Origin of the sequence: Flavobacterium sp. 9R (genome assembly GCF_902506345.1) — a bacterium.
Classification (GTDB): domain Bacteria; phylum Bacteroidota; class Bacteroidia; order Flavobacteriales; family Flavobacteriaceae; genus Flavobacterium.
Window position 1 is genome coordinate 3,325,130 of the sequence record NZ_LR733413.1, and the last position, 26,137, is coordinate 3,351,266.

The window sequence follows — 26,137 nt, forward strand, 5'->3', positions numbered from 1 at the left end:
ATATGGGAAAATATCCTATTTATCCAATACGAAAATTTTTATCGTCTCAAATCGATAAGGATTTATATGTAAATACGTTTAAAGACCACCTAAAAAAACACCGTTTTGTAGAAGAACCACATAGACATAATTCGTATGTGTTGGTTTTTTTTACTCAAGGTTCAGGGACACACGAAATTGATTTCTCTACATTTACTATTCAAAATGGGAGCGTCTTTTTTTTGAAGCCAGGACAAATCCATCATTGGAGTTTGAGCGAAGATATAGACGGTTTTGTCATCTTTTATTCTGAGGAAATGTTTAATCTGTATTTTAGACAAAAGCAAATCAAGGATTATGCTTTTTACACTTCCTTAAATAGTCGACCTGAACTACTTTTTGATGCTACTGAATCTAAAAAACTCATCCCTTATTTTGAGGCAATTGTCGAAGAAGTAAAAGACGATAAAGAGTGGCGACAAGATGTAATTTTAAATGTATTGGATATCATTCATATTCAGATAGCAAGGAAATACAATGCTATTCACATTGTTGAGACACATCTTTATAATAGAAAGATTAAAGATTTGGAAGCACTCATTGAAAGGCACTTTAGAACTCAAAAGGCTCCTTCTTTTTATGCGTCTGAATTGCATATTAGTCTAAAACATTTGAATCGAATTTGTCAAGAAATTCTTCAAATGACCACCACAAGTGTTATTATTCAAAGAGTGATTTTAGAAGCTAAGCGTATGTTAACAGATAAACGCTTAACTGTAAATGAGATTGCAGTTGCTCTAGGCTACGATGATTATTCTTATTTTTCCAGATTGTTTAAAAAGCAAGTTGGCAAAAGTCCTACAAATTTTAGGCTTTCGAGAATATAATTTGCTTCAATAATTCTATTGTTTTCCGGATAAAAAAAAAGATGTAATTGCAATAAAAAAGGCTCGCAAAGGTTTTATAATAAACTCTTTGCGAACCTTACGTTATCTTTTGCGCATTTTGCGGTTAAATTCTAATGAAAATAATCTTCTTCGATTTCGAATTCGGCGTCTTTTTCCCAAATCTCCATTTCGCAGGGTTTACAATTGAATTTGAGTTTGTATTCTAATTCGCCTTGTTTCAGTACCAAAGGTTCTTTTACCTTTTTGTCCATATTTTCTCGATGGTATTTTGGACAGCGTTCTAACTCATATTTGATGCAATATTTGGTGGTCATTACACGTGATTTTCCAGGGTCCCATTGCAATTCAAAGGCTTTTTCAATTTCGGTAACGCCGTGACGTCCGTAGAATTTACGGGCTAGTTTGTTCGAAACATTGTACATAAAATCTAGCTTGGTTTCAGGGAAAGGATGGTCTGTTTTAACCAATTGATGCTCTTCGCGATGGTAATTTTTCAATCGAATTTCAGACAGTTGTTCGTAAACGGTTCTTCTCATCTCGTTGATTTTGGAAATAGGTAAGAACCAATTTTCTGAAAATAAGATAGTGATTTCGTCTGCTTTGTAAGGTGTGAATCCTGTTTTGGCTAAATTCGTTTTGAAAGTGGCCTCGATGGATTCGTTGTTTTTGGTTCTTTCTTTTGGATGTGCCAATTGAACTGTACTCACATTTCCATCTTCGTCTGTAGCGATTAATTCGAATCCGTTTTCGTTTTCGGTCAGCAATAAAGTAGTGCTGATTTTTCGAACGGCACTGTCTTCTCGTTCCACAACTTTGATGAAAGCGGCATCATTATTACGATAAATGAAGGTTCCTGGTTTGATGTCTTTCAACACATTTGGATAAGCCAAGCCATTTTCAACTTTGTTGACATAGATTCCGTCGGCTTCGTTGTTTTCGTTGATGAAGCAAAGTCCATCTCCGTTGTTTAGGAATTCGCCGTTTTCGATTTCGTAGGCATTTCCAATGGTTTTAACGAGTTTGCCAATGTATTGTCCTTTCGATTTTGGACTTTCCCAAGAACCAATGGATTGATGTCTTTCGTTGACAAAATAATCGGTATATCCACGGTTGAAGGTTTTGTTCAAAGCGGAATCAAAAGTATAAGTACAGGTTCCAGAAGAAGCTTTGGTGTATTTTTCATAGCCATCTCCTTCTAAGAAAGCGTCTAATTTTTGACGTAAATAAGAAACGTTATTTTTTACATAAACAATATCTTTCAATCGTCCTTCGATTTTGAAAGAACAAATTCCAGCTTCCACTAAATTTGGTATTTGGTCCGAAACGTCAAAATCCTTAATCGAAAGTAAGTGACTATTTTTGATTAAAGTCTCGCCATTACCATCGATGAGGTTGTAGGGTAAACGGCAGTTTTGAGCACACGAACCACGATTGGCAGAACGTTCTCCATTGGCCACACTCATATAACAGTTTCCGCTGAAAGACACACAAAGTGCTCCAGTCACGAAAAATTCTAGTTCAACATCTGATGTTTCGGCGATTTCTTTGATTTGGTGTAAATTCAATTCACGAGCCAAAACCACGCGTTTCATTCCCGCATCTTTTAAGAATTTAATTTTGTGTGGGTCGCGATTATTCGCTTGTGTACTTGCGTGTAAAACGATAGGAGGTAAGTCCATTTCCATAATGGCCATATCTTGTACGATTAAGGCATCAACGCCAATTTCATACAATTCCCAAATCATTTGACGACAGGTTTCCAATTCGTTGTCGTACAAAATCGTATTGATAACCACAAAAACTTGGGCATAATACAAATGGGCATATTGCACCAAAGCAGCCACATCTTCAAGAGAATTATGAGCATTAGAACGGGCACCAAACTGAGGAGCACCAATATAAACCGCATCGGCACCTGCATTGATAGCTGCCATACCGTGAATTAAATCTTTGGCGGGCGCTAGTATTTCTATTTTCTTCTTCATTATTACAACTTTAGCTTTTCCAGTGTTCGCGAAAAAAAGTCTGCAAAGGTCTGATAAAATATTTAAGATTTCTAATTCAAGAGGATTTTTTTTAAAAACTAATACAAGGACAATTCAATTTATATGAAATAAAAAAAAGCCTCAAGAAATAATCCTTGAGGCTTGCTATAACAATAAAACTTTGGTTTATCCTGCCAAAGCGTCTTTGATTCTTTTTAAAGCTTCGGTTAATAAAGCTTCGCTAGTAGCGTAAGAGAAACGAATGCAATTTGGATTTCCAAAAGCATCACCTGTAACAGTAGCCACACAAGCTTCTGCCAAAAGATACATAGAAACGTCGTTAGCATCTTTAATTTCGGTTCCTTTTAATGTTTTTCCGAAGAAAGAAGAAACGTCTGGAAAAACGTAGAAAGCACCTTCTGGAACGTTGATTTTGATACCAGGGATTTCTTTTAATAATCCTACTACTAAATCTCTACGGCTGTGGAAAGCCTGAACCATATGATTCAATACGCTTGGGTCTGCATCAACAGCGGTAATAGTAGCTCTTTGTGCTACAGAGTTAGCTCCCGAAGTTACTTGCCCTTGAATTTTTGTACACGCTTTTGCGATAAATTCAGGCGCTCCAATATATCCAATTCGGTAACCTGTCATTGCAAATGCTTTTGCAACACCGTTTACTGTAATGGTTTTTTCTAACATACCTGGAATAGACCCAATACTGCAAAAAGTTCCTGAAAAATTGATGTGCTCGTAGATTTCGTCAGCTACCACATAAATATTTGGATACTTTTCTAATACTTTAGCTAAAGCAGTCAATTCTTCTCTGTTGTACACTGAACCTGATGGGTTACAAGGAGAAGAGAACCACATCATTTTTGTTTTAGGAGTGATGGCTGCTTCTAATTGTTCTGGTGTGATTTTGAAATCGGTTTCTACAGAAGTAGGAACTTCTACAGGAACACCACCTGATAATTTTACAATCTCGTAATAAGAAACCCAGTAAGGTGCTGGTAAAATAACTTCGTCACCATCGTTTAACATTACTTGAGCAATGTTGTACAACGATTGTTTTGCACCTGTAGAAACTACAATTTGAGAAGGTTTATAATCTAAATCATTATCTCTTTTGAATTTTCTGCAAATGGCTTCTTTTAAATCTTGGTATCCGTCAACTGGAGAATAGGTACTGTAGTTGTCGTCGATTGCTTTTTTAGCGGCTTCTTTAATAAAGTCAGGCGTATTAAAGTCAGGTTCTCCCAAACTCAAGCTGATAATATCTTTTCCTTGTGCTTTTAATTCTCTTGCTAATGCTGCCATCGCTAAAGTTTGCGAAGTGGCAAGGTTGTTAATTCTGTCTGAAAGTGGATTCATTTTATATAGTAAATAGTAATTAGTTCGTGTTGAATTTAGCAGTAGTAAGTTTAGGCTAATTCTGGTTTCATTCCCAATTCTTTCAAGTGTTTGAAATGTGCAATTACAGCACTACGCATCGTTTTGTATTCGTAGTAAGGAAGGTTGCATTCTTGAGCGGTTTCTTTCACAATTTTTGCAATTTTTCCGTAGTGAATATGACTGATATTTGGGAAAATGTGGTGTTCGATTTGGTGATTTAATCCTCCAGTATACCAATTAACAATGGCGTTTTTTGGAGCAAAATTGGTTGTAGTAAATAATTGGTGAATGGCCCAAGTGTTTTCGATTTCTCCGTTTTCATTTGGTAACGGATTGGTTGTTTCTTCTACCACGTGAGCTAGTTGGAAAACAACACTTAGGATAAGTCCTGCAGTATAATGCATTACAAAAAAGCCAATCAAAACTTTCCACCAAGTGATACCAATAACTATTGGTAAAACAATCCAAATTGATACATAAATCATTTTTGTGATGATTAAAGTTGTCCAAAGGATTTTTGGGCTTTTAGGTTCACCATACGATAATTTACGTTTCAAATAACTTTTCATTTGTTTGAAATCGGTAGTGATGGCCCAATTGAAGGTCAATAAACCGTACAAAAAGATAGAGTAGTAGTGTTGAAAACGGTGGAATTTTTGCCATTTGGCTTCTTTCGTAAAACGAATAATTCTTCCCGCGTCTAAGTCTTCATCGTGACCAGGGATATTCGTGTAAGTGTGGTGTAAAACATTGTGTTGCACTTGCCAGTTGTATACATTTCCGGCTAGGATGTAAATAGAACCTCCCATAAATTTGTTGACCCAACTTTTTGTGGAATACGAACCGTGATTTCCATCGTGCATTACGTTCATTCCTACTCCAGCCATTCCAATTCCGATAACGATTGTGAGCAATAAATAAGCCCAAAACGGAAGGTCAAGCGTTAGAATAATAAAATAAGGAGCTAAAAAAACAGTAAATAAGATGATTGTTTTTAAATGCAATTTCCAGTTTCCTGTTTTTTGTATGTTGTTTTCTTTAAAGTAACTGTTAACCCGTGAGTTAAGTGTTCTAAAAAATTTTAAATTGTCTTGCTTTGAAAAAGTAGGTGCAGTAGTATTCATAGGAATTTTTAAATAATTGCAAATGTAACTATTATAAATTTTCGAATATACATTATTGAGTTAAAAATTTCCGCTGTAAAATAAGTACTTTTGTTAAAAATTTAATGCCATGGATGAAATTCTAAAGTATTTTCCTAATCTAACGGATGTGCAGAAAGAGCAGTTTGCAAAGTTGGATTTTTTATACCACGATTGGAATGAAAAAATAAATGTTATTTCGAGAAAAGATATTGATGCTTTGTACACTAAACACGTTTTGCATTCGCTAGGAATTGCCAAAATAAATAAATTCGAACCTGGAACTTATGTTTTGGATGTGGGTACTGGCGGTGGTTTCCCTGGAATACCTTTGGCGATTTTGTTTCCCGAAACGCGTTTTTATTTGATTGATGTAATCGCCAAAAAAATAAAAGTGGTCAAAGCGGTTGCGGAAGCTTTAGAATTAAAAAACGTAAAAGCAGAGCAAATTCGTGCTGAAAATGTAAAAGGCGATTTTGATTTTATTGTTAGTCGTGCGGTCACTAATATGCCAGACTTTGTTTCTTGGGTGAAAACTAAAATCAAAAAGCAACACAAACACGAATTGAAAAATGGTATTTTGTATTTAAAAGGAGGCGATTTGACCGAAGAGTTAAAGGATTTTCCGAAGGCTACAGAATATAATTTGTCCGACATTTTTGAAGACGAATTTTTCGAAACCAAAAAAGTGGTGCACTTGCCGTTGAAGTTTGTAGTGTAGCTTCTATTGCTCACAAAAACACACCCATTTATCCTTTTAACCCCGATGGTAGCGGCATCCTTGCTTGACGGGGTTCGGCAAGCAAGATATACGGACAGCGGGACTTTGCTGGCTAAAATGCCTTTTGATGCTGTTGCTAAAAGATAGAAATAAATATGCCCCAACAAAGAGCCTAGTTTTTTGTTGGGGTTTCTTTTTATAGCATTTTTGTAACTTTTGAATTATTATAATGTCTTATTCATTTATGGATTCTAAAACTTAACTAAAATGAGAAAAATTTCTAGACGTACTTTTATCCACAATTTTGGTGTTGGAGTTGGGGCAACCTCGGTAATGGCATCGCTTCCATCATTTATAGCCTTACCAGAAAATCCGAGTGAAACCTATGATGGGGTAAAATTAAATATTGCTCTTTGCGGTTTAGGTCGTTATGCAGATTACTTAGCTAAAGGTTTAGAAGTTTCAAAATACTGTAGGTTAGCTGGAATTGTAACAGGTACGCCATCAAAAGCCTTAGATTGGGGTAAAAAGTATAGCATCCCTGAAAAAAACAGGTACAATTATCAGAATTTTGATGAAATTATTCATAATAAAGATATTGATTTAGTTTATGTGGTTTTGCCCAATGCCATGCATAAAGAGTTTGTAATAAGAGCTGCAAAAGCAGGAAAGCATGTGATTGTTGAGAAACCGATGGCTGTAACGGCAAGTGATTGTGAAGAAATGATTGCTGCTTGTGAAAAAGCGGGAGTGCAACTTGCAGTTGGTTATAGATTGCATTTTGAGCCCTATAATTTAGAAATGATGCGTTTAGGGCAAGAAAAAGTTTTTGGCCAAGTTCGTTTAGTCGAAACTTCTTTAGGCTATAATACAGGTGATACCATCGATTGGCATTTAAAGCGTAGTTTATCTGGTGGTGGCCCATTGGTTAATTTGGGAATTTATTGTGTACAGGCTAGTCGCTATTTGTTAGGTGAAGAACCTATTTCAGTAACGGCTCAATTTGGTCCAATAACCAATAAAGTTAAATTTGCAGAAGTAGAAGAATCCATTACATGGCAGTTGAATTTTCCAAGTGGAGCGGTTAGTAATTCTTCTACTTCCTATAGTTGTGGGGTAGATAGATTATTTGCGTCAGCGGATGAAGGATTTTTTGAGTTAAGTCCAGCCATCAGTTATGGACCGTTTAGAGGTAGGACAAGCAACGGAGAAATGAATTTTCCTGAAATCAATCAGCAACAAACCCAAATGGATGCCATAGGTAAAATTTTACTAGAAAATAAAAAATTACCAAGTCATATTACCGGAGCCGAAGGACTGAAGGATGTAAAGATTTTGGAGGCTATTTATGAGGCGGCAAAAACGGGTAAAAAAGTTTCTTTGGTTTAAAAAACAAACCCCACAAAAATCAATGTTGATTTATGTGGGGTTTTTAAATAGTTGTGTTTAGAAAATTATTCTCCTAAAAATGGATATCTGTAATCTTCTGGCGTTACAAAAGTTTCTTTGATAGTTCTTGGAGAAACCCAACGCAATAAGTTCAACGCAGACCCAGCTTTGTCGTTGGTTCCTGAAGCTCTCGCTCCACCAAATGGTTGCATACCTACTACAGCACCTGTTGGTTTGTCATTGATGTAGAAATTACCAGCTGCATTTTGAAGAGCAACTGTCGCTTCTTCGATGGCGTAACGGTCTTGACTGAAGATAGCTCCTGTTAAAGCGTACTCAGAAGTGGTGTCTACCAATTTTAATGTTTCTGCCCAATTCGCATCTTCGTAAACATAGATTGTGATTACAGGACCGAATAATTCGGTTTCCATAGTCGTGTACTTTGGATTGCTTGTTACAATAATGGTAGGTTCGATAAAATACCCAACGGATTTATCATAATTTCCACCAACAATAATTTCTGCATCAGCATCTTTTTTCGCTTGATCAATATAGCTAGCTAATTTGTCAAATGATCCTTCGTGAATTACTGCAGTAATGAAGTTTCCAAAATCTTCTGGAGACCCCATTTTCATTGATTTAGTATCTGTAATCAATTGTTCTTTCAAGGCTGGCCACATACTTTGAGGAACATAAGCTCTTGAAGCGGCAGAACATTTTTGTCCTTGAAATTCGAAAGCGCCACGAACAATTCCAGTAGCTACTTGTTTTACATTAGCACTTGGATGAGCTACCACGAAATCTTTACCACCGGTTTCTCCTACAATTCTTGGGTAGGTTTTGTAATGGTGAATGTTGGTTCCAATTTTTGCCCAAATGTCTTTGAATACATGTGTTGAACCTGTAAAGTGAACTCCTGCGAAATCACGACTTGCTAGAACCGTATCGGTAACCATTAAAGCATCTCCAAAAACCACATTGATTACGCCATCTGGAACTCCCGCTTCTTTGAATACATCGATGATAATTTTTGCAGAGAATACTTGGCTGTCACTTGGTTTCCAAATTACTACGTTACCCATCATAGCAGCACTTGCAGGAAGATTGGCAGCGATAGCAGTAAAGTTGAATGGAGTGATTGCGTATACGAATCCTTCTAACGGACGGTATTCTAATCGGTTCCACATATCAGAAGTCGATTTAGGTTGGTCAGCATAGATTTGAGTCATGAACTCTACGTTAAAACGTAAAAAGTCAATCAACTCACATGATGCATCAATTTCGGCTTGGTGAATATTTTTAGATTGCGCAATCATCGTTGCAGCATTGATTTTAGCTCTGTATGGTCCAGCAATCAACTCGGCAGCTTTTAAGAAGATAGCTGCACGTTGTTCCCATGCCATATTTGCCCATGCTGTTCTGGCTTCAAGAGCACTCGCAATGGCTTTTTCAATATGTGCTTTTTCGGCTAAATGATACGTTCCTACCACATGTTGATGATCGTGTGGCGCGGTCATATTTCTAGTATTACCCGTTTTGATTTCTTCGCTACCAATGTATAAAGGAACATCAATTTTTGAATTCCACATGGCTTTGTATGCTGCAAGAACTGCTGCTTTTTCTGGGGAGTTAGGGGCGTAACCTTTTACAGGTTCGTTAACCGCTTTGGGTACGTTAAAAAATCCTTTTAGCATATTTTTTATATTAAATAATTGAACAGAAAATAATGATGATTTGGCTATTGCCAATAATTTGATGCAAAAGTACAAAGTTAAAATGAAATTTTTATTCTAAATCACAGAATAAAAGTCAAATTAATTCAAAGCAAATGAAGCGCATAATCTAAAATTAGGCACAAATACTTTGAAATTTTTAGTAGTAGTAAAATTAATCATATTGAAATATCCTTTCATAGCGCCATAAGGCGAGGATAATAAGCAACCAGAACTATAGGTATGTTGTTCTCCTGGTTTCAAAACCGGTTTTTTACCTATTACTCCTTCACCATCTACCACTTCATTGTAGTTGAGTGAATCGTAGATTTCCCAGTGGCGAGAGGTAAGTTGAACAGAATCTTTGCTGTGATTCTCAATTGTTATTTGGTAACTAAAGGCAAAGTGTATTTTGTAGTTTTTGAAGTAAGTCCCTTCAAAACTAGTCAAAACCGATATTTTTATGCCTCTTGTTATTTGTGAAACCATATTGTGGAAAGTAGCTGCTTAATAATGACAAAATTACAAAAAAATCTATTGAAAAATATTTTTTTATTTAGTTGGTTATACTAACAGAATTTATTGCTACAAACCCGATTACGCGATCGTATCTTTGAGTGTTTTCTCTGTAGTAAACGATTATTTCATATTCATTTTCTGTTTGAAAAAAGTTTCCATCAATACTGTTTTCTTGGTCAATTTTACCTTTAGTGTCCGCAACTACATATTGATAATTTGTAAAACCTTGTTTGATTAGCAATGCTTTTTCATAAAGGTTTTTTTTCTCGTTGTACTCCATTTTATTTTCTGGAGTCAGTGCATAATTGTTGAACATTCCATTAATGTAGATGTCTTTGTCCAATCGAAAGCTAGGAGCAGATAAACTGAAATAGACCCAAGCATAATCGGCTTCAATTTTATTATTGGCAGCGTTTAAATTCCGAACAACAAAATTTCCATTAGCGTCTAGTGTAAAGCTATAAGGTAGGTTGGCTCTTGCTTCGTCGGTAAAAAGAAAACTGTTATAAATGGCACCATTAGAACTTATTTTTGCGACATTATTCGCGGCGTTTCTAATTTCTTTATTATCAAAAAAACGAAATTCATTACCTCCCCAAAATTGTGTTTCTGAATCATACTTGTAAACGAGTTCATTACCGATGGTGTATTGCGGTGCGATATTTTTAATTCCAGTAGTAAATTGGCGATTTTGTAATAGCAAAATTTTGACATTTTGCAATGGATTTTGAAATGTAAGGCTCTTTGACGTTATAGAAAAATCTAGGTTTTGTTTGCTTTCAATAGTGCTTATATTTCTTCCTCTTTTAACTTGTAATCGTACGTTAGCAATGTCTTCATAAATGATGAACTTTCTTGAAAAAACAACGTCTCTGTCTTCATTTAAAATTTTGATTATATAGTTACCGCTCAAAGCCAATTGAGTAAATTGGTTGGGAATGTTAAGCTGGTAATGTGAATACAATTGAAGACAGTTGAAAGAATTCGAATAATCAATAATTCTTTGATTATCAAGACCTTTTAGGTATTCTTGCTTGGGAATATCTGAAGGCACCCAGTTGTAGTCACAATGAATAATTTCGTAGTAATAATTGGCTTCATTCCCAAATAAATCATCAAAGTTAAGCTCAAAAGATTCTCCTAATTTAAAGACCGGAATTACATTTTGACCATTATTCATAAAGGAAATGGTCTTAATGTTGTAAGGAGGGATTATTTCTTGGAGTGACTGAGCTTCAAGGCTATTGAAGTGTAAAAAGCTTAATAATCCAAAGATGATTTTTAAAAAAAGGTTCCGCATTTTGATTATTTTGTAATGTAAATATACTAAACCCCTTTATTTATCCCGTTTTTTTGTAGTTAAATCGTTGATATGTTTTTTTTGGAAGTAATTTCTGTTAATTTTATTATAATAAAGATTTTGATTTGACGTTAAATCTATAGTTTTACTCTATCAACAAAACATTTTTTATGAAAAAATTCAACCAATTCGCATTGGGGGTATTATTGTTTCCTGTAACAATATTAGCCCAAACTATGGATTATGGACAAGCTATTCCATTTGATCCGAATGTCAAAACTGGTAAACTCGATAATGGGTTGACCTACTACATTAAAAAGAATGCCAAACCAGAAAAGAAAGTAGATCTTAGGTTGGTCGTAAACGCAGGTTCAATTCTGGAAGACGATGACCAACAAGGCTTGGCTCACTTTATGGAGCACATGTGTTTTAACGGAACCAAACGCTTTCCTAAGAATCAATTAGTAGATTATTTGCAAAGTATTGGAGTTAAGTTCGGACAGCATTTAAACGCTTACACTAGCTTTGATGAAACTGTTTATTTTCTTCCGATTCCTTCTGATAATCCAGAAAAATTAGAAAAAGGATTTCAAATTTTAGAAGATTGGGCATTCAATACCGTATTGACACCCGAAGAAATTGATAAAGAACGCGGCGTAGTTCTAGAAGAATATCGTTTAGGATTAGGCGCTCAAAAAAGAATGATGAGTCGTTATCTTCCGAAAATGATGCACAATTCTAAATATGCGTCTCGTTTACCTATTGGTAAAAAAGAGATTTTGGAAAAATTCAAATATGAAACCTTAACGCGTTTTTACAAAGATTGGTACCGTCCTAATTTGATGAGTGTTATTGTGGTAGGAGATATTGATGTGGCCGAAATGGAAAAGAAAATTAAAGAACATTTCTCAGTCTATAAAAACCCAGCCAACGAAAAAGTGAGAAACGTTTTTGAAGTGCCTAATCATAAAGAAACTTTTGTTGCTGTAGAAAGTGACAAAGAAGCTTCAAATACACAAGTGCAGTTGGTCTATAAAGATTATGATGCGCCAAAAACAATTACAACAGTTGGAGATTTTAGAAATTACATAGTAGAAGGCTTGTTTAATACCTCGTTGAACAATCGTTTGGAGGAATTGACTAACTCTGCAACACCACCATTTACTTTTGGATATTCCTATTATGGAGGAACCTATGCTAGAAATAAAAAAGCGTATCAATCTGTTGCTATGATGGCTGAAGATAAGCAATTAAGCGCTTTGAAAGTGTTGGTTACAGAGAATGAAAGAACCAAAAAATTTGGTTTTACTTCTGGAGAATTGGATAGAGCCAAAGCCGATTTCTTAGCACAAATTGAAAAGAATTATAACGACAGAGCTAAAACAGATTCTGAGAATTTTGTTGAAGAAATGCAATTGAATTTCCTTGAAAAAGAGCCATTACCCGGTATAGAATGGACTTTCGAAACGATGAAAAAATTAATGCCTTCTATTACTTTAGCAGATGTGAATGGTTTTATTAAAAATTACATCAAAGAAGATAATCGTGTGGTTGTTTTTATGGGACCTCAAAAAGACAACTTGAAAAAAGTTACGGAACAAGAGGTGTTAGAAACTCTAAAAGTCAATGAAGCGGATTTGAAACCATATGAAGATAAGGCAGTAGCGGCAAGTTTACTTAGAAAAGAGGTAAGAGCAGGAACTGTAGTAAAAAGAGAAGCTAATGCTGCTTTAGGCACCAAAACGTTAGTATTGTCTAATGGAGTAAAAGTTGTATACAAAACGACCGATTTTAAAAATGACGAAGTGCTTTTTGAAGCTGTAAGTTTAGGAGGAAGTAATTTGTATTCTAATGAAGAAATGAAAAAAGTGCAATTCGCAAATGGCGCTCTTGCAGAAGCAGGTTTTTCTGGATTGAAATTGAATGATATCAACAAATTCATGACAGGGAAAATTGCGCGTGTCAATCCATACATTGGTCAAACAACAGAAGGATTAAGAGGGAATGCCACACCAAAAGATTTAGAATATTTGTTTCAAATGGTGAACGCTTATTTCACTGATTTGAATTTTGATCAAGAGGCATTTGAAGGCTTTAAACAAAAACAATCAAGTTTCTTCAAAAATATGGCTTCGCAACCACAATATTACTTCCAACAAGAGTTTTATGCCTATTTGAATAAAGAAAATCCAAGATTTAACGGAATTTTACCAACAGATAAATCATGGGACGAAACAGATTACAAACTAGCGTATGACAAATATAAAGAGCGTTTTGCCAATGCAGCCGATTTTGAATTTTTCTTCGTAGGAAATGTAGATGATAAAACCATTGAAGCTTTGGCTACTAAATATTTGGCATCTTTACCTGCAACAGCAACCAAGGAAAAAACAGTAGACTTAGGTTACCGAATGCTAAAAGGTGATTTGAAGAAAGTGGTAAACAAAGGAACCGATCCTAAAAGTAATGTGAATATCATGTTTTATGGTGAGGCCAAATATTCTCCAAAAGAAGCCTTGGCTTTGGAAGCTTTAGGTGAAGTGTTGAGTATCAAATTGATTGAGCAGTTGCGTGAATCTGAAAGTGGGGTATATGGGGTTTCAGCTCGTGGTAGTATGAACAAAGTGCCTTATGGGGCATATAATTTTACTATTAATTTCCCTTGTGGTCCGGATAATGCAGAGAAGCTTACGGCATCGGCATTGAACGAGTTACAAAAGATTATTACCAATGGTCCAGAGGAAAAAGATGTAGCCAAATACAAAGAAGGAGAATTAGCTGATTATAGAAAAGACAGTAAAGAAAACCGTTTTTGGTTGACTAATTTCACTAGATCTTTCTTAAATGGAAGCAATCCTGAAAACACCTTGAAATACGAAGCCGAAGTGAATGCTATAACCGCAAAAGACATTCAAGAAGTGGCTAAAAAGTATTTAACCAAAGACAAAGTAATTGGGATGTTGATGCCTGAAAGCAAATCATAAATCACAAAAGAGAACACAAAACCAAAACCTGCTATTTCAATGAAGTAGCAGGTTTTTTTTAGGTTAAAATAAAATCTAAATTTTCTTCAAGTTCTGGGCTGATGTGCTGTTCATCAAGCAACGCATCCGAAAGCAGTTTTTTGTTTTCCTGCAAACGAATGATTTTTTCCTCCACCGTATTTTTAGTGATGAATCGAATTACATTCACTTTGTTCAGCTGTCCAATACGATGGGCACGACCAATACCTTGCTTTTCGGCAAAAGGATTCCACCAAGGGTCCAAAAACAAAACATAAGACGCTTTGGTAATATTGAGTCCCACGCCACCCGCTTTTAAGGAAATAAAAAACAATTTTGAGCGCTCTTGCTCTTGGAATATCTGGACTTGATAGGCGCGCTCTTTTTGTGGGGTAGCGCCAGTGAGTTCGCAAAAATCAATCTTGTTCTCGAGGCTCCATTTTTTATAAAATTCCAAATTCGATACAAACGAACTGAATACTATCGTTTTTTGATTGGACTGCACCAAGGTTTCCAAATAACGCGTCACCGCCATATATTTTCCAGAATCCATTTCGGACTTGGCATCGACCATTTTTGGGTGATTGCTCAATTGTCTCAAACGCATCAACGTATTGATAATATTGATTTTGTCAATGCCATAACCATCGGTTTTTAAAAGTGCGTTTCTCGCTTTCGACTTTTCTTCTTCGTATAATTTCTCTTGTTCGGGTTCCATCTCGCAATAGAAGACTTGCTCGGAGAGTTCTGGTAAGTCTTTTAAAACTTGCTCTTTGGTACGTCTTAAAATAAAAGGACTGACTAAGGTTTTGAGTTCTGCGAGACTGTTTTCGTCTTGTTTTTTCTCAATCGGGAATTTGTAATGCTCAGTAAAAAAAGCATAACTCCCCAAAATATTCGGATTGATAAATTGCATTTGCGACCACAAATCGTCTAAAGAATTTTCAATCGGCGTGCCGCTCAACGAGATTTTATGAGTGGTTTGCAGTTGATTAATGGCTTTAAAGATTTTCGAATTTTTGTTTTTGATGTATTGGCTTTCATCCAAAATCAAATAATGAAATTGGTATTTTTCTAAAATCGAAAGGTCTCTCGCTACCACCGCATAACTGGTGAAAATCAAGTCGTACTTTGCTAATTTTTTAGACAATAGTTTTCGGTCTTGTCCTACATATTGAATTCTTCGAAAGTGAGGCGTAAATTTTCTAGCTTCGTTATACCAGTTGAACACCAAAGAGGAGGGAAGCACAATTAAGGCTTTTAAGTATTCTTTGGCTACGGGGATTTCGTTGCCAAACAAATCGAGTTGGGTATTTTCGGCTTTTTCAAATTCTAGTTTTTCTTGTACGGCAACCAGCGTGGATAAGGTTTGCAATGTTTTTCCCAATCCCATATCATCGGCCAAGCAAGCGCCTAAACCGTTGTTGTAATGTTCCAAGAGCCATTGCACACCTTCTATTTGATACGGTCGCAAGGTGGCTTTAACCAAAGGCGAAGGTTGGTATTGAACAGATTCCTTCACGTGCAAGGCCTGTTTCAACTGCGGAATGTCTTCAAAAACAGCAAAATTACTTTTGAGAACCGCAAGATTTCCATTTTTGATTTTAGCCAATTTTGCCATCGCACTGTAGCGCGTCATCCATTCTGATGGAATCAAAAAGTAATTTCCGTTAGGCAAGGAAAACAGACGATTTTTGTTTTTTATATTCGGAATTAACTCGCTGAAATTAAATTCAAAATCATCACAAACCACAGTCATTTTGATGTCAAACCAGTCGTTTTGAATGGTGTTGGAGAAAGCAATCGTTACGGTATTGCTATCGATTTTCTTCCCGTCTATTTTTAAATTTTCTAAAGAAAAACCTAAGGATGCTAGTTTCTCTTTATTTTCGATTGCCCATTGAATGGTTCCGAAAGCGTCTTGATTTGATGTGTTTTGGTTCAACCAAAACAGATTATTCTCGTTTTTACTTAGTCCCAAATCCAATAACGCCTCATTATAGGTGAGTTCGGCATCCGTTCGTTTGAATTGCATCAATTGGATGTTGTTCAAATCCTTTAGGTCAATTTCTGAATGGGTGTTTTTGGGTTTAGTGGCATCAAATACAAAGCCATCGTAATCAAATAAAAGCCCAATATAATAGCTGTTTTTGAAAAAGTCATACACCAATTGAAGGTTACAAGAAACTATGGCGCTTCGGGTAACCACTTTAAATCCACTGGCCGATATGTCTACTTTTTTGGCAATGTCTTTGATGAATTTTTCAAAATAATCAGGCACTAATTTCGAGGGGATTTCCACCACTTTTTTGGTCAAAAAAGGGGTGATTTTTTTCGAATTAATGTCTTTTAGTTGATACAATTTATGATAGGCAACCAACCATCCCGGTTCATCCAAAAGCAAGGTGACCTTGGTATTGGAGGGATAAAATGAGGTAGTCTCGTCTTTTAGCAAAAGGGTGTACGAAATTCCGTTGTCGTGTTTGTCAAAATGCAGTTCGGTCGCTAAGGCTGGATTTTGAGTAGCGATACGGCTGATGCGAAAATCTTTTTCTTTTCCCAAGTTTAATGAGAGCGGGAAATCGTTCTCTTTTACTAAAGAATAAAATTGCGCTAAGCTTATTTTTATAAACTGCTCAATGCCGAATTTTAACTTTTCATCTTTAAGTAAATCTTCAATATTTTTGGCCGATTTGCTTTTAGTTCGGTATTTCTTAAACAGGGCTTCAGGTTGGAGTACTTCACAAATCGACACTATTTTTTGTGTAGCAGTATTTAAGTTCTCAAGCGTTATCCCCATACTTTGAAGGACTTCAGGACTAGCTTTTTTTTCTAAATAGGTAATGGTATCCGTATGCCCAACTACATAGGCAGTGGGAATATAGTAATTGAGTCTCGCTTCGAAACTAACATCAAAGCAAAACTGGAAATAATTTTCGGGTTCCAAAAGGTAATTAATGAATGATTGATGGTAAACTAATTCAAATTATACGAAAACAATTCCTGCTAATTCGTGACATTCGTATTGATTGTCAAAGTTTATTTAAAACAAACCGGGATTATTTCGCCTTTGGCCAAACAGTATTTTTCTACCAATTCAGGTGCAATTTTGCGGGTATAATCCTCTTCGATTACGGTAAAACCAATGCTTCTTAATTTGTCAAAATAATCACGGCCGTAAATGCGCACGTGGTCGTATTGTCCAAATATTTTCGCGCGTTCTTTTTGGTCGGTAATTGAGTCATCGGCAAACGTCACGTCACGATTTAAGTCCTGCGGAATCTGTAAAATGGCCATTCCGCCAGGTTTCAACACGCGGTACAATTCCTGCATCGCTTTGGTATCGTCTGGGATGTGCTCCAAAACGTGGTTGCACAAAATCACATCGTACTGATTGTCTTCAAAAGGCAAATTACAAATGTCTGCTTTTACATCTGCCAATGGCGAAAACAAATCGGTAGTAGTGTAGTCCAAGTTTTTTTGTTTGCGAAACAATTTATAAAAAGCTTGTTCAGGAGCAAAATGCAAGACTTTTAATGCTGAATTTGTTTCAGCATCTCTCAATTTAATTCTTTTAGTGTTTGTAACTAAAGAATCTGAATCAAGTTCAGATTTAAAAAAGTCCGTTTGCTCGTTGAGGTACAACCACAACAAGCGGTGTCTTTCTAGCGAAAGCGTACTTGGAGAAAGCACGTTGTTGCGTTGCGTTTCGTATCCGTAAGGCAACATCGATTTAAAGCTTTTGCCATCAATTGGGTCCGTAAATTTGTCACCTTTTAAGGTAAAAGCAATGATTGGTCGCGCCACATAACTCAAACGAATTAATAAGGGACGCGGAATGGTATTGAGTACGGTTTTGAAAAGTCTTTTCATAGTTGTTACACTAAGATTCACAAAGATTTAGAATTCTCTAGCGGTGTTTATGAATCGTTTTATATTATTTTTTGAAATTTTTGAATTATAATTGATTAGCAATCCCAGTAGATATTGTCTTAATTCAAATTCGTGCAATTCGTGTTTAAACCACCAAAGGCATTTTTCTAAACTCTTCTTCTTCATCGCTTTCAATGCCAAGTGCTTTGTAAATGTATTTGAAAGTCGATAAAATTTCCGGTTTTCCGTCAATGATGGCTACATCGTGTTCAAAGTGAGCACTTGGTTTTCCATCGGCAGTAGTGATGGTCCAGCCGTCTTTGTGTTGTTTGATGTTTTTGGTTCCCATATTAATCATCGGTTCGATGGCTACAACCATCCCTTCAACAAAAAGTTTACCTCGACCTCTTTTGCCGTAGTTTGGCATTTCTGGGTCTTCGTGCATTTTTTGTCCTAAACCGTGACCTACTAATTCACGAACCACACCATAACCGTGGGCTTCAGTATATTTTTGAATCGCATTTCCTACGTCTTCCACGCGATTTCCTAATTTGAATTCGCGAATTCCAACATACAACGATTCCTTCGTAACCTGTAATAATTTTTTCGTTTCAGGTGCCACTTCGCCAATCTCAAAAGAGTACGCGTGATCACCGTGAAATCCATTTTTGAAAGCCCCACAATCCACCGAAATCACATCCCCACTCTCTAGCGGTTTGTTGTTCGGGATACCGTGTACGACCTGAGAGTTTGGGCTCATACACAATGAATTCGGAAAACCGTACAATCCCAAGAAACTCGGTACTGCACCGTGATCGCGAATAAATGCTTCGGCCAATTTGTCTAAATATAAAGTAGTCACTCCTTCTTTGATTTCGGAGGCAATCATTCCTAAAGTTTTGGAAACAATCAAAGCACTTTCGCGCATCAATTCAATTTCTTCTCTTGATTTTACAATAATCATAGCAGCTAAATTTTCAGTGGGCAAAAGTACGACTTTTAAAATAATTGTATCGCTTCTTTTTTTACAGAAGCACAACAAATTCCATCAGAAAAATTAGGAGCGAAACAATAGGCATTTTCAGGCAGCAAGGTTCCCGCTTTCCGCTACAATCTTTTTTTCTACCTAAAGAGCAGGTAGAAAAAAAGGATTTCCACTTCAATCGGGGCTAAAGAGCCAGCATTAGTGTTTTTTATGTTTAATCGTTTAACTATTTAATCAATTAATTGTTTAGTCTTTGCGTTACTTTTTTCAACCATATAAGGCATATAAGGTCATTGAAGTTTTTCTTTGTGAATACTTTTCGGTTAAATTTAGCCACGGATTACACAGATTTAACGGATTTTTGCTAAATCTTATATGCCCTTCAATTTCTTATATGGTTCAAAAAACACCCATAATTTTAACCAAAACTTCTATGGCTTAAATGTTTAAAAGTAAGTTGCTTTAGTCTTTGCGTCCCTTGCGTAAACCCTTGCGACCTTTGCGGTTAAATTTAGCCACAGATTACACAGATTTAACGGATTTTAATCAACCTTATATGTTCTTCAATTTCTTATATGGTTCAAAAAACAACCATAGTTTTACTCCAAAACTTCTATGACTTATATGTTTTTTAACCCCCAAAAAATCAATCAGGATTTGCCATAATCTTAAACAACTCCGAGTTCGAAATCAAAAACCGATTTTCCAAAGCAATCGACGCCAGTTGAGCCGAAACCAAATTGTTCTCACGGGTGTTAATCAAGAACAAAGAACTTTCTCCAAACGAGAACAATCGTTCCTCAGATTGCAGCATTGTTTCATTATTTTTAACCAAGCCCTCAATCAAACTGCGTTGTTTAGTAAGCGAAGTGATTTCTGTTTTTTGAGCCGTAATTTTGTTGGTCAATTGTACTCTTTCTAAGCTCAAAGCATATTGCGTTTCTTGTACTTTAAATTGTGCCAATTTCAAGCCTCCTCGTTCTTTTCTTAAAAATAAAGGAAAGGCAAAATTCACTCCAATCTTATAATCATTAAATTGATAATTGTCGATATAACTGGGTTCCGATAAATACGAATAACTCAAATCGATTTTAGGTAATAAGGCATTCGCTTTGAGTTTTCGGTCTACATTGAGCATATCTATTTTGCGTTCCAACGCATTGATTTTTGGATGGTTTGTTATCGAAAAATCTTGATTTTGTAAATCATTCGTGCGTAAGGTTTCCTGAATCGTAGTGGCCAATTTACTTTCTGGAATCAACGCATCCGAAAGTTCTAGCGGAATACTGTTGTCCAACCACAAATAGTTGGAAAGCTCCAATTTGGCTTTGGCTAATTTCAATTCAGAATCCTCCAAACTTAGCGTTCTGTTTTTTACAATAATTCCAGCTTCCACGCTATCAATTGCAGGTTTGTCTCCTTGTTGGATTAAGCTTTCGATACCTTTAAAACGTATTTGAGCATTTTTTTGATAGACTTTGTATAACTGAACTTCATCATAGTTTCTTTTCCAATTGAAGTAAGCAATCGAGGCATCATACAAAACCGCAATGGCTTCAAGTTTTCTTTCGGCTTGACTCAATTGTACTTGCATTTTAGCCTTGCGAACATCTGCCATTCGTTGGTTAATCAAAAGACCTTGACCCAACGGCACACTAATCCCGAAAGAGGTTAACCCTTGATTTGGAACCGTATTTTGAGGGTTCAAGTAAATTCCTTCGTTGTTATCAAAACCCGCTTTAACCTCTATTCCATACCAAGTAGGAATTTTAAAACTGCTATTCAAAATAGAGTAATACTCTTTATCCTTGAACTGCTTTTTGTCAAAATCGACTTCTATCTTTGGGTCAAATCCACCTCTGGCCATCATCAAATTGGCTTGTGCACGCGTGATTTCTAAATCGGCATTTTTTACTAAAGGATGGTATTTTTTTACATAGCCCAAAAACTCATTATAGCTGAATTCGTTATTTGGGCTAACAGCAGTAGTGTTTTGTGCTTGTAAAAAAGTACCGTATAGTAAGAAAACAATCAGGAACTGTTTCATTATTTTTTTGCGTTAATGGGTTGTTTGTCATTTTTTGTTGTCTTATAGTAATCAGGAGGGAATCCGTTTAAGGTTCTCCAGATTTCAAACCAAACAGGAACGGTGTTTAACAACGCAATAGTCTCAGCGCCAGAGCCCACTCTCAGTTGTTTAGGCCAAGGAGATTCGTTGGGGTCAGGAGCAATCAATACTCTGAATTTTCCGTTTTCACTAATGAAATTTTCGATGGCAACAATTTGACCTCCAAACGTTCCATAAGACATATCAGGCCATCCAGAGAAGACAATAGTTGGCCATCCATCAAACCAAACTCTGATTTTTTCTCCTTTTTTGATTAAAGGCAAATCAACAGGATTTACAAAAGTTTCAACCGCAATGTCATATTTTGCAGGCATAATGGTAACAATTGGTGTTCCTTCTTTGATGGTTTCTCCAATTCCCGCTTGAATCGCACGGTTGATGTAACCACTTTGCACCGCTTTGATGTAATACATTCCGTTTCGGATGCTGTAATTGGCATATTGGTTTTCTAATTTGTTTACTTGCGCCTCAGTGTCAAACTGATTGCTCAATGCGGTAAATTGGTCGCTTTGTGCCTTAGAAACCTTTTCGCCATATTCTGCATTAATTCTTCCTAATTCAACCTTTGCATTTATAAACTCATTTTTACTGGTCAAAAGTTTGTTTTCTTGGGTAATGATTTTAGCCTCAACTTCTTGTTGTTTTAGCCTTTTTTCCTCCACGTCAGTTAGGGGTTTTAAACCTTCTTTGTTTAATTGTAATGCACGATTAAATTGTGTGTTGGCGATTTTGAGTTGGGTTTTTACCGCTTCTAAATCTGTCGAATCGCTTTTTATTTTCAACAAACCTTGTTTGATTTTGTTTTGGGCTTGTTCTAATTTGAGTTTTCTTTCGTTTTCTATGTTTTGTATTTGAGAAGAAAGTGTGGTTACTTTTGAACCATAAGATTGCAAAGCCTGTTTCTTGGCATTGACTTGATTTTTGGTATTGGCTACCAAATTCGGGTCCATATAATCTTCTTTAATCTCTGAAATGAACATAATAGTGTCACCTTTCTCTACATAATCTCCTTCTTGTACATACCATTTCTCAATTCGTCCAGAAATCACACTCTGAATAGATTGTGGTCTTTGGTTGGGTTTTAATGTAGTTACGGCTCCAGAGCCCGAAATGTTTTGTGTCCAAGGTAAAAATAGTGCGATAACCGCCAAAATCGAAACTGTCCAAATGATTCGGTTTAATATTTTATAATGCGGTCTGTTACTTAAATTCTTAACGGTTTTATAGCGTTGTAAGGATTCTAAGCTGGTTTTGTTGCCTTCTGAAATATTCAACATAATGTTATTTTTTTATATCTGAAATGATTTGACCTTTTTCCATAGTGAGGAATCTGTTGCATTTTGTCTTCCAATACGGATTTTTAGATGAAACTATTATCGTCCATTTATTTATATCTGATGTAATGAAATCAATGATTTCATTGGCTACTTTTTCATCCATAGCATCCGTTGGGTCTTCATAAAACAGCACTTTTGGTTTGTTAATAATACTTCTTGCTAACAGAATCTTTTGTGCATTCGATGATGATAGTTGTTGTCCTTCAGGGAAAATCTGTGTTTCTAGTCCTTTTGGTAATGATTTGATGTAAGGGGTAAGTTGTACTCCATCCAAAGCCCATTTCAAATCTTCATCGGAACAATCTGGGTTGTTGAAGATAATGTTATCCAAGATAGTCCCTTCAAAAGGAGTTTCACTATGAATAATATTGCCAATTTGAGAGCGGTATTGCTTAAGATTAATTTTTCTGAACGTATCGTCATTAATATAGAAAGCACCTTCTGAAGATTGCAGCAAACCAGACAGAATGCGAATCAGCGTCGTTTTTCCAGAGCCATTTTTTCCTTCTATAAAAACGCGTTCTCCTTGGTTTATTTTTAGATTGATATTGTCTAAAATTTTCTTAGCAGAACCAGGAAATTGAATGCTTAAACTTTCTGTAGTAAGTGTTATGGCGTGAAAACATTTGTTGGCTTCATAGTTGGTGTCTTCCTCCATTGTCAAGTCTGTTACTAGTCCTATTTTTTCAACAGCAGTCAATACATCATAAAGCGTTTCTAATCCTAGAATGATTTTTTCTACAGAATTGATTACTAATAAAATAATGATTTCGGCAGCCACAAACTGACCAATATTCATTTCCTGAGAAATTACCAAATACCCTCCAATTGAAAGTAAACTAGCGGTGATAATGATTTTAAAAACAATCAAATGACTGAATTGTCTTTTTAAAACATTAAAAAGGGATTCTCTGTAATTGAGGTATTCACTGGCGAATTTGTCATTTTTTTGCAAGGCAAAATCATAGTTGCGTTCTTTTCTAAAACTATAATTATTGCGCGCCATTTCTTGCAACCAGCCCGCTACTTTATACTTGTATTTAGAAACTTTTAAACTGTTTTCTAATCCTATGAAATACGAATATTTAAAGATTAAATACAGTAATACCAGCAATAAAAAGCCCAGCATAATAAAGTAAGGATGATAGAATGACAGCAAGATGATACCAAATAAAATTTGTAGTAAGGCAGCCGAAAAATCAATCAATAATTTTGAAGTCCCTTTTTGAATAGTCATTGTATCAAAGAAACGATTGGCTAATTCAGGAGGATAAGAATCGTATAATTCTTCAAATTTGATTCTAGGTAAACGTGCAGCAAATTCAAAAGAAGAACGAACAAAGATTTTTTGCTGTAAATTTTCGGTGATTCGAAGTTGCATTAATGATAAAATTCCAACTAAAGCCACTCCGATAACCACAAAAATTACCAAAACAACCCAAGAAACCGTAACGCGCCCTGATTGAATAAAATTGATAATAGCTTGTATGCCTAAAGGAAGTGATAAACTCACCAAACCAGCAAAAATGGCGTAAAATATAATTTGATAGACATCTTTTTTGTCTAGTAACAATAATTTGAAATAGCGTTGTAATGGTGTCATTATTTTTGTTTTAAAAGAGTCGTTATTAAATGCGTATAAAAATCAGATGGGCTGACCTCATCGTTACAATTGGTGATGGTTTTTAGATGATTCATTAAAAAATGTTGATGTGAAGCTCCTTCCATAATCGATGAAATCAAGCTTTTGGCAAAAGGATATTCAGGATTGACTTCGTGAACCATTTGTACAATTCTATTAATCACTCGCTTATAAATCAAAAAGAAACCATCTCTGTTTTCTTCATCTACATCCTTTGTATGCAGGGTTTTTGTAAACTCTTGGATAATGATTTTGTTTAAAATGCTCTCATTGATGTGAGTTGTTGCTTGGTCGTCTTCAACTTTTTCAGTTACAATTTGTATGGCTTTAACTAGCTTTTCAAGAGGGTTGGTAATGTTATTGGTCGAAAAGACCAACCGGTACTCCATCCAACTCCAATACCAGGAAGATAAATATACTAATAATTTGTGTTTGTTCTCGAAATAGCGGTAAATAGAACTTTCGTTTGAACCAATTAACTCGCCCAGTTTTTTGAAGGTAAACTCTTCAAAACCAATTTCGTTGATTAATAAAATGCTATGCTCAATGATTTTTTTTCCCAAAGTAGAAGTTTCAGGGTCTTTTACATAGATTTTGCTGTTTACTTGGATTTTTAGGTTGTTTAAAATACTATCCATTTGCAATTATGATTTCGATATTATTTTAGATTTGTTTTGTAAATCAAAGTTAAATATGGTGTTAATGATAAATCCGTTATTGTGTTGTATTACGTTTCGTCCGTTTACCTCGCGACCCAATTGTAAAATTTGATTGATGTATCCCGCTTCTAGCCTAAAAGTATTGTTGAATTTGTATCCCAAAAGCAATCCAAAACGATTTTGGTCGAAGATGTTTTCGTTAACATTATTACCAAATCCAATCAGAATTTCATCGTAAATCGCCAGATAAGGCGTTTGATTACCAATGGTTTCTCCTTTTAATGGAACTTGTGCTCGGAACATATAACGGAAGCGGTTTGAGAATAAGTAATCGTCTTCTTTGGTAAGATTGGCAGTAGAATATCTTCCTACCCAACGCTGTTCTAGCATAAAGCGATGTGACAGTTCTACCATTTTTATTTTGTCGGTAAGTGTTACCATTTCATACATTCGGTGTTCCGTAAAATCTTTCCCAAATCCGTTGATTGGAATATCGCCATACGGATAGGTTTCTGCTAATGCATAGCCAACGCGCAATTGTACTTTGGGGTCTATTTGATAATTAATACCAAGACGAAGCAAGTTTTGTTGTTTGTCTTTAATCCATTCGTCTCTTCGCCATTGGAATTCTGTGTGAAGACTTATTTTTGAATCTAGTTTGAAAGTTCCCATATAGTTTAGCCATCCAATCGAATTGTTATCTGTAATTCGAGTACTTTGAGCAAAAGTTAGCTGGCTTATGGCTAAAAAAAGCAGGAATAATTTATTTTTCATCCAAATGGTTTTCATTAAAAATTAATTCTAAATCCAAAATTCATATTTTCCTGTGGATTCATAGGAATTGGAACAGCGTTATTTTTGATATCCAATTGTTCTAAATGCTTTAGTCCTCTTACTTCTTTTGGAAATTCTTTAAAACGATTTTGATTTAAATACAATTGTGCTAAGTTTTTCAACAAAGCGATTTCACTAGGTAAGCGTTCCAAATTATTGTTTTCTAAGTGAAGCATCGTAAGTTTAGGAAGTTTTGCCAAGGCTTCGATAGACTTAGGTAAATTGATGTTTTTGAATTCATTCAGATAAACTTCTTCAAGGCTTTCTATTTTGCTAATTTCTTCAGGAACTTTAGTAAAATCATTACCGCTAATTTCTAAAACTTTTAATTTCTTTAAATTTGTAATCCCCTTTGGCAATGTTTTGAGATGGTCATTACTTAAATTTAAATATTCTAAGTTTTTGAATTTAGACCACAATGGAGAGTCTAGCTGCAAAGACTGATTGCTTAAATTCAAGCGATATACTTTTTCAGGGTCTTTAACAGCCTGTTCCCAATTGGTATATGTTTTTTTTGTTTGTAGGGTGTCTAATTGTTGCCCCCAACTCAGTTGTAATCCAAATACCAAAACCAATACATAACCAACCAATGTTTTCATAGTAATTATTTTTTTAATGAGTAACTGT

General features: G+C 35.5%; 19 protein-coding genes. 4 read left to right on the forward strand and 15 right to left on the reverse strand.

Annotated elements, in window-relative coordinates; genetic code table 11:
• Positions 1 to 2: 2 nt before the first annotated feature.
• Positions 3 to 866, forward strand: a complete 864-nt coding sequence (locus tag FLAVO9AF_RS14660; RefSeq protein WP_159690511.1) for an AraC family transcriptional regulator — start codon at positions 3 to 5, stop codon at positions 864 to 866.
• Positions 867 to 997: 131 nt separating this feature from the next.
• On the opposite strand, the gene FLAVO9AF_RS14665 is transcribed toward FLAVO9AF_RS14660, so the two are convergent.
• The 3 genes from FLAVO9AF_RS14665 to FLAVO9AF_RS14675 form a co-directional block, all read right to left on the reverse strand.
• Positions 998 to 2,872: a U32 family peptidase gene (locus FLAVO9AF_RS14665; RefSeq protein ID WP_159690514.1), complete on the reverse strand. Its 1,875-nt coding sequence runs from the start codon at positions 2,870 to 2,872 to the stop codon at positions 998 to 1,000.
• A gap of 186 nt (positions 2,873 to 3,058) precedes the next feature.
• Positions 3,059 to 4,246, reverse strand: a complete 1,188-nt coding sequence (locus FLAVO9AF_RS14670) for a pyridoxal phosphate-dependent aminotransferase (RefSeq protein ID WP_159690516.1) — start codon at positions 4,244 to 4,246, stop codon at positions 3,059 to 3,061.
• A 50-nt stretch (positions 4,247 to 4,296) separates the two neighbouring features.
• Entirely contained in the window at positions 4,297 to 5,391 is a 1,095-nt protein-coding gene (locus FLAVO9AF_RS14675; RefSeq protein ID WP_159690519.1) for an acyl-CoA desaturase, read from the reverse strand.
• A 109-nt stretch (positions 5,392 to 5,500) separates the two neighbouring features.
• Here FLAVO9AF_RS14675 and rsmG point away from each other — a divergent pair, with 109 nt between their 5' ends.
• Together rsmG and FLAVO9AF_RS14685 are read left to right on the forward strand one after the other, a co-directional pair.
• Positions 5,501 to 6,130: a 16S rRNA (guanine(527)-N(7))-methyltransferase RsmG gene (gene rsmG, locus FLAVO9AF_RS14680; protein ID WP_159690521.1), complete on the forward strand. Its 630-nt coding sequence runs from the start codon at positions 5,501 to 5,503 to the stop codon at positions 6,128 to 6,130.
• 267 nt (positions 6,131 to 6,397) lie between these two features.
• Positions 6,398 to 7,519 (forward strand): Gfo/Idh/MocA family protein, encoded by a 1,122-nt coding sequence (locus tag FLAVO9AF_RS14685; RefSeq protein ID WP_159690524.1) that lies wholly within the window; start codon positions 6,398 to 6,400, stop codon positions 7,517 to 7,519.
• Positions 7,520 to 7,584: 65 nt separating this feature from the next.
• On the opposite strand, the gene pruA is transcribed toward FLAVO9AF_RS14685, so the two are convergent.
• From pruA to FLAVO9AF_RS14700, 3 genes are all read right to left on the reverse strand, one after another.
• The gene (gene pruA, locus FLAVO9AF_RS14690; protein WP_159690527.1) at positions 7,585 to 9,213 is read right to left on the reverse strand and encodes an L-glutamate gamma-semialdehyde dehydrogenase; all 1,629 of its coding nucleotides are present in this window, start codon (positions 9,211 to 9,213) and stop codon (positions 7,585 to 7,587) included.
• A gap of 120 nt (positions 9,214 to 9,333) precedes the next feature.
• A complete protein-coding gene (apaG, locus tag FLAVO9AF_RS14695; protein ID WP_159690530.1) occupies positions 9,334 to 9,720 on the reverse strand; it encodes a Co2+/Mg2+ efflux protein ApaG in 387 nt (128 codons plus the stop codon).
• Positions 9,721 to 9,787: 67 nt separating this feature from the next.
• The gene (locus FLAVO9AF_RS14700) at positions 9,788 to 11,050 is read right to left on the reverse strand and encodes a DUF5103 domain-containing protein (RefSeq protein ID WP_159690533.1); all 1,263 of its coding nucleotides are present in this window, start codon (positions 11,048 to 11,050) and stop codon (positions 9,788 to 9,790) included.
• A gap of 170 nt (positions 11,051 to 11,220) precedes the next feature.
• Between FLAVO9AF_RS14700 and FLAVO9AF_RS14705 the strand changes: the two genes are divergently transcribed.
• Positions 11,221 to 14,034: a pitrilysin family protein gene (locus tag FLAVO9AF_RS14705; RefSeq protein WP_159690536.1), complete on the forward strand. Its 2,814-nt coding sequence runs from the start codon at positions 11,221 to 11,223 to the stop codon at positions 14,032 to 14,034.
• A 58-nt stretch (positions 14,035 to 14,092) separates the two neighbouring features.
• On the opposite strand, the gene FLAVO9AF_RS14710 is transcribed toward FLAVO9AF_RS14705, so the two are convergent.
• From FLAVO9AF_RS14710 to FLAVO9AF_RS14750, 9 genes are all read right to left on the reverse strand, one after another.
• Entirely contained in the window at positions 14,093 to 16,999 is a 2,907-nt protein-coding gene (locus tag FLAVO9AF_RS14710; RefSeq protein ID WP_159690539.1) for a DEAD/DEAH box helicase, read from the reverse strand.
• A gap of 92 nt (positions 17,000 to 17,091) precedes the next feature.
• On the reverse strand, positions 17,092 to 17,925 hold the full coding sequence (locus FLAVO9AF_RS14715; RefSeq protein WP_159690542.1) for a class I SAM-dependent methyltransferase: 834 nt from the start codon (positions 17,923 to 17,925) through the stop codon (positions 17,092 to 17,094).
• A 145-nt stretch (positions 17,926 to 18,070) separates the two neighbouring features.
• Entirely contained in the window at positions 18,071 to 18,889 is an 819-nt protein-coding gene (gene map, locus FLAVO9AF_RS14720; protein WP_159691153.1) for a type I methionyl aminopeptidase, read from the reverse strand.
• A gap of 667 nt (positions 18,890 to 19,556) precedes the next feature.
• The gene (locus FLAVO9AF_RS14725) at positions 19,557 to 20,957 is read right to left on the reverse strand and encodes a TolC family protein (protein WP_159690545.1); all 1,401 of its coding nucleotides are present in this window, start codon (positions 20,955 to 20,957) and stop codon (positions 19,557 to 19,559) included.
• Positions 20,957 to 22,315, reverse strand: a complete 1,359-nt coding sequence (locus tag FLAVO9AF_RS14730) for an HlyD family secretion protein (protein WP_159690548.1) — start codon at positions 22,313 to 22,315, stop codon at positions 20,957 to 20,959. Before FLAVO9AF_RS14730 ends, FLAVO9AF_RS14725 begins: the two co-directional genes overlap by 1 nt.
• 4 nt (positions 22,316 to 22,319) lie before the next feature.
• Entirely contained in the window at positions 22,320 to 23,978 is a 1,659-nt protein-coding gene (locus FLAVO9AF_RS14735) for a peptidase domain-containing ABC transporter (RefSeq protein ID WP_159690551.1), read from the reverse strand.
• The gene (locus tag FLAVO9AF_RS14740; protein ID WP_159690554.1) at positions 23,978 to 24,655 is read right to left on the reverse strand and encodes a TetR/AcrR family transcriptional regulator; all 678 of its coding nucleotides are present in this window, start codon (positions 24,653 to 24,655) and stop codon (positions 23,978 to 23,980) included. Before FLAVO9AF_RS14740 ends, FLAVO9AF_RS14735 begins: the two co-directional genes overlap by 1 nt.
• Before the next feature lie 6 nt (positions 24,656 to 24,661).
• A complete protein-coding gene (locus FLAVO9AF_RS14745; protein ID WP_159690557.1) occupies positions 24,662 to 25,450 on the reverse strand; it encodes a DUF2490 domain-containing protein in 789 nt (262 codons plus the stop codon).
• 14 nt (positions 25,451 to 25,464) lie between these two features.
• Positions 25,465 to 26,109, reverse strand: coding sequence for a leucine-rich repeat domain-containing protein (locus tag FLAVO9AF_RS14750; RefSeq protein WP_159690559.1), 645 nt, complete (start codon positions 26,107 to 26,109; stop codon positions 25,465 to 25,467).
• Positions 26,110 to 26,137 lie beyond the last annotated feature (28 nt).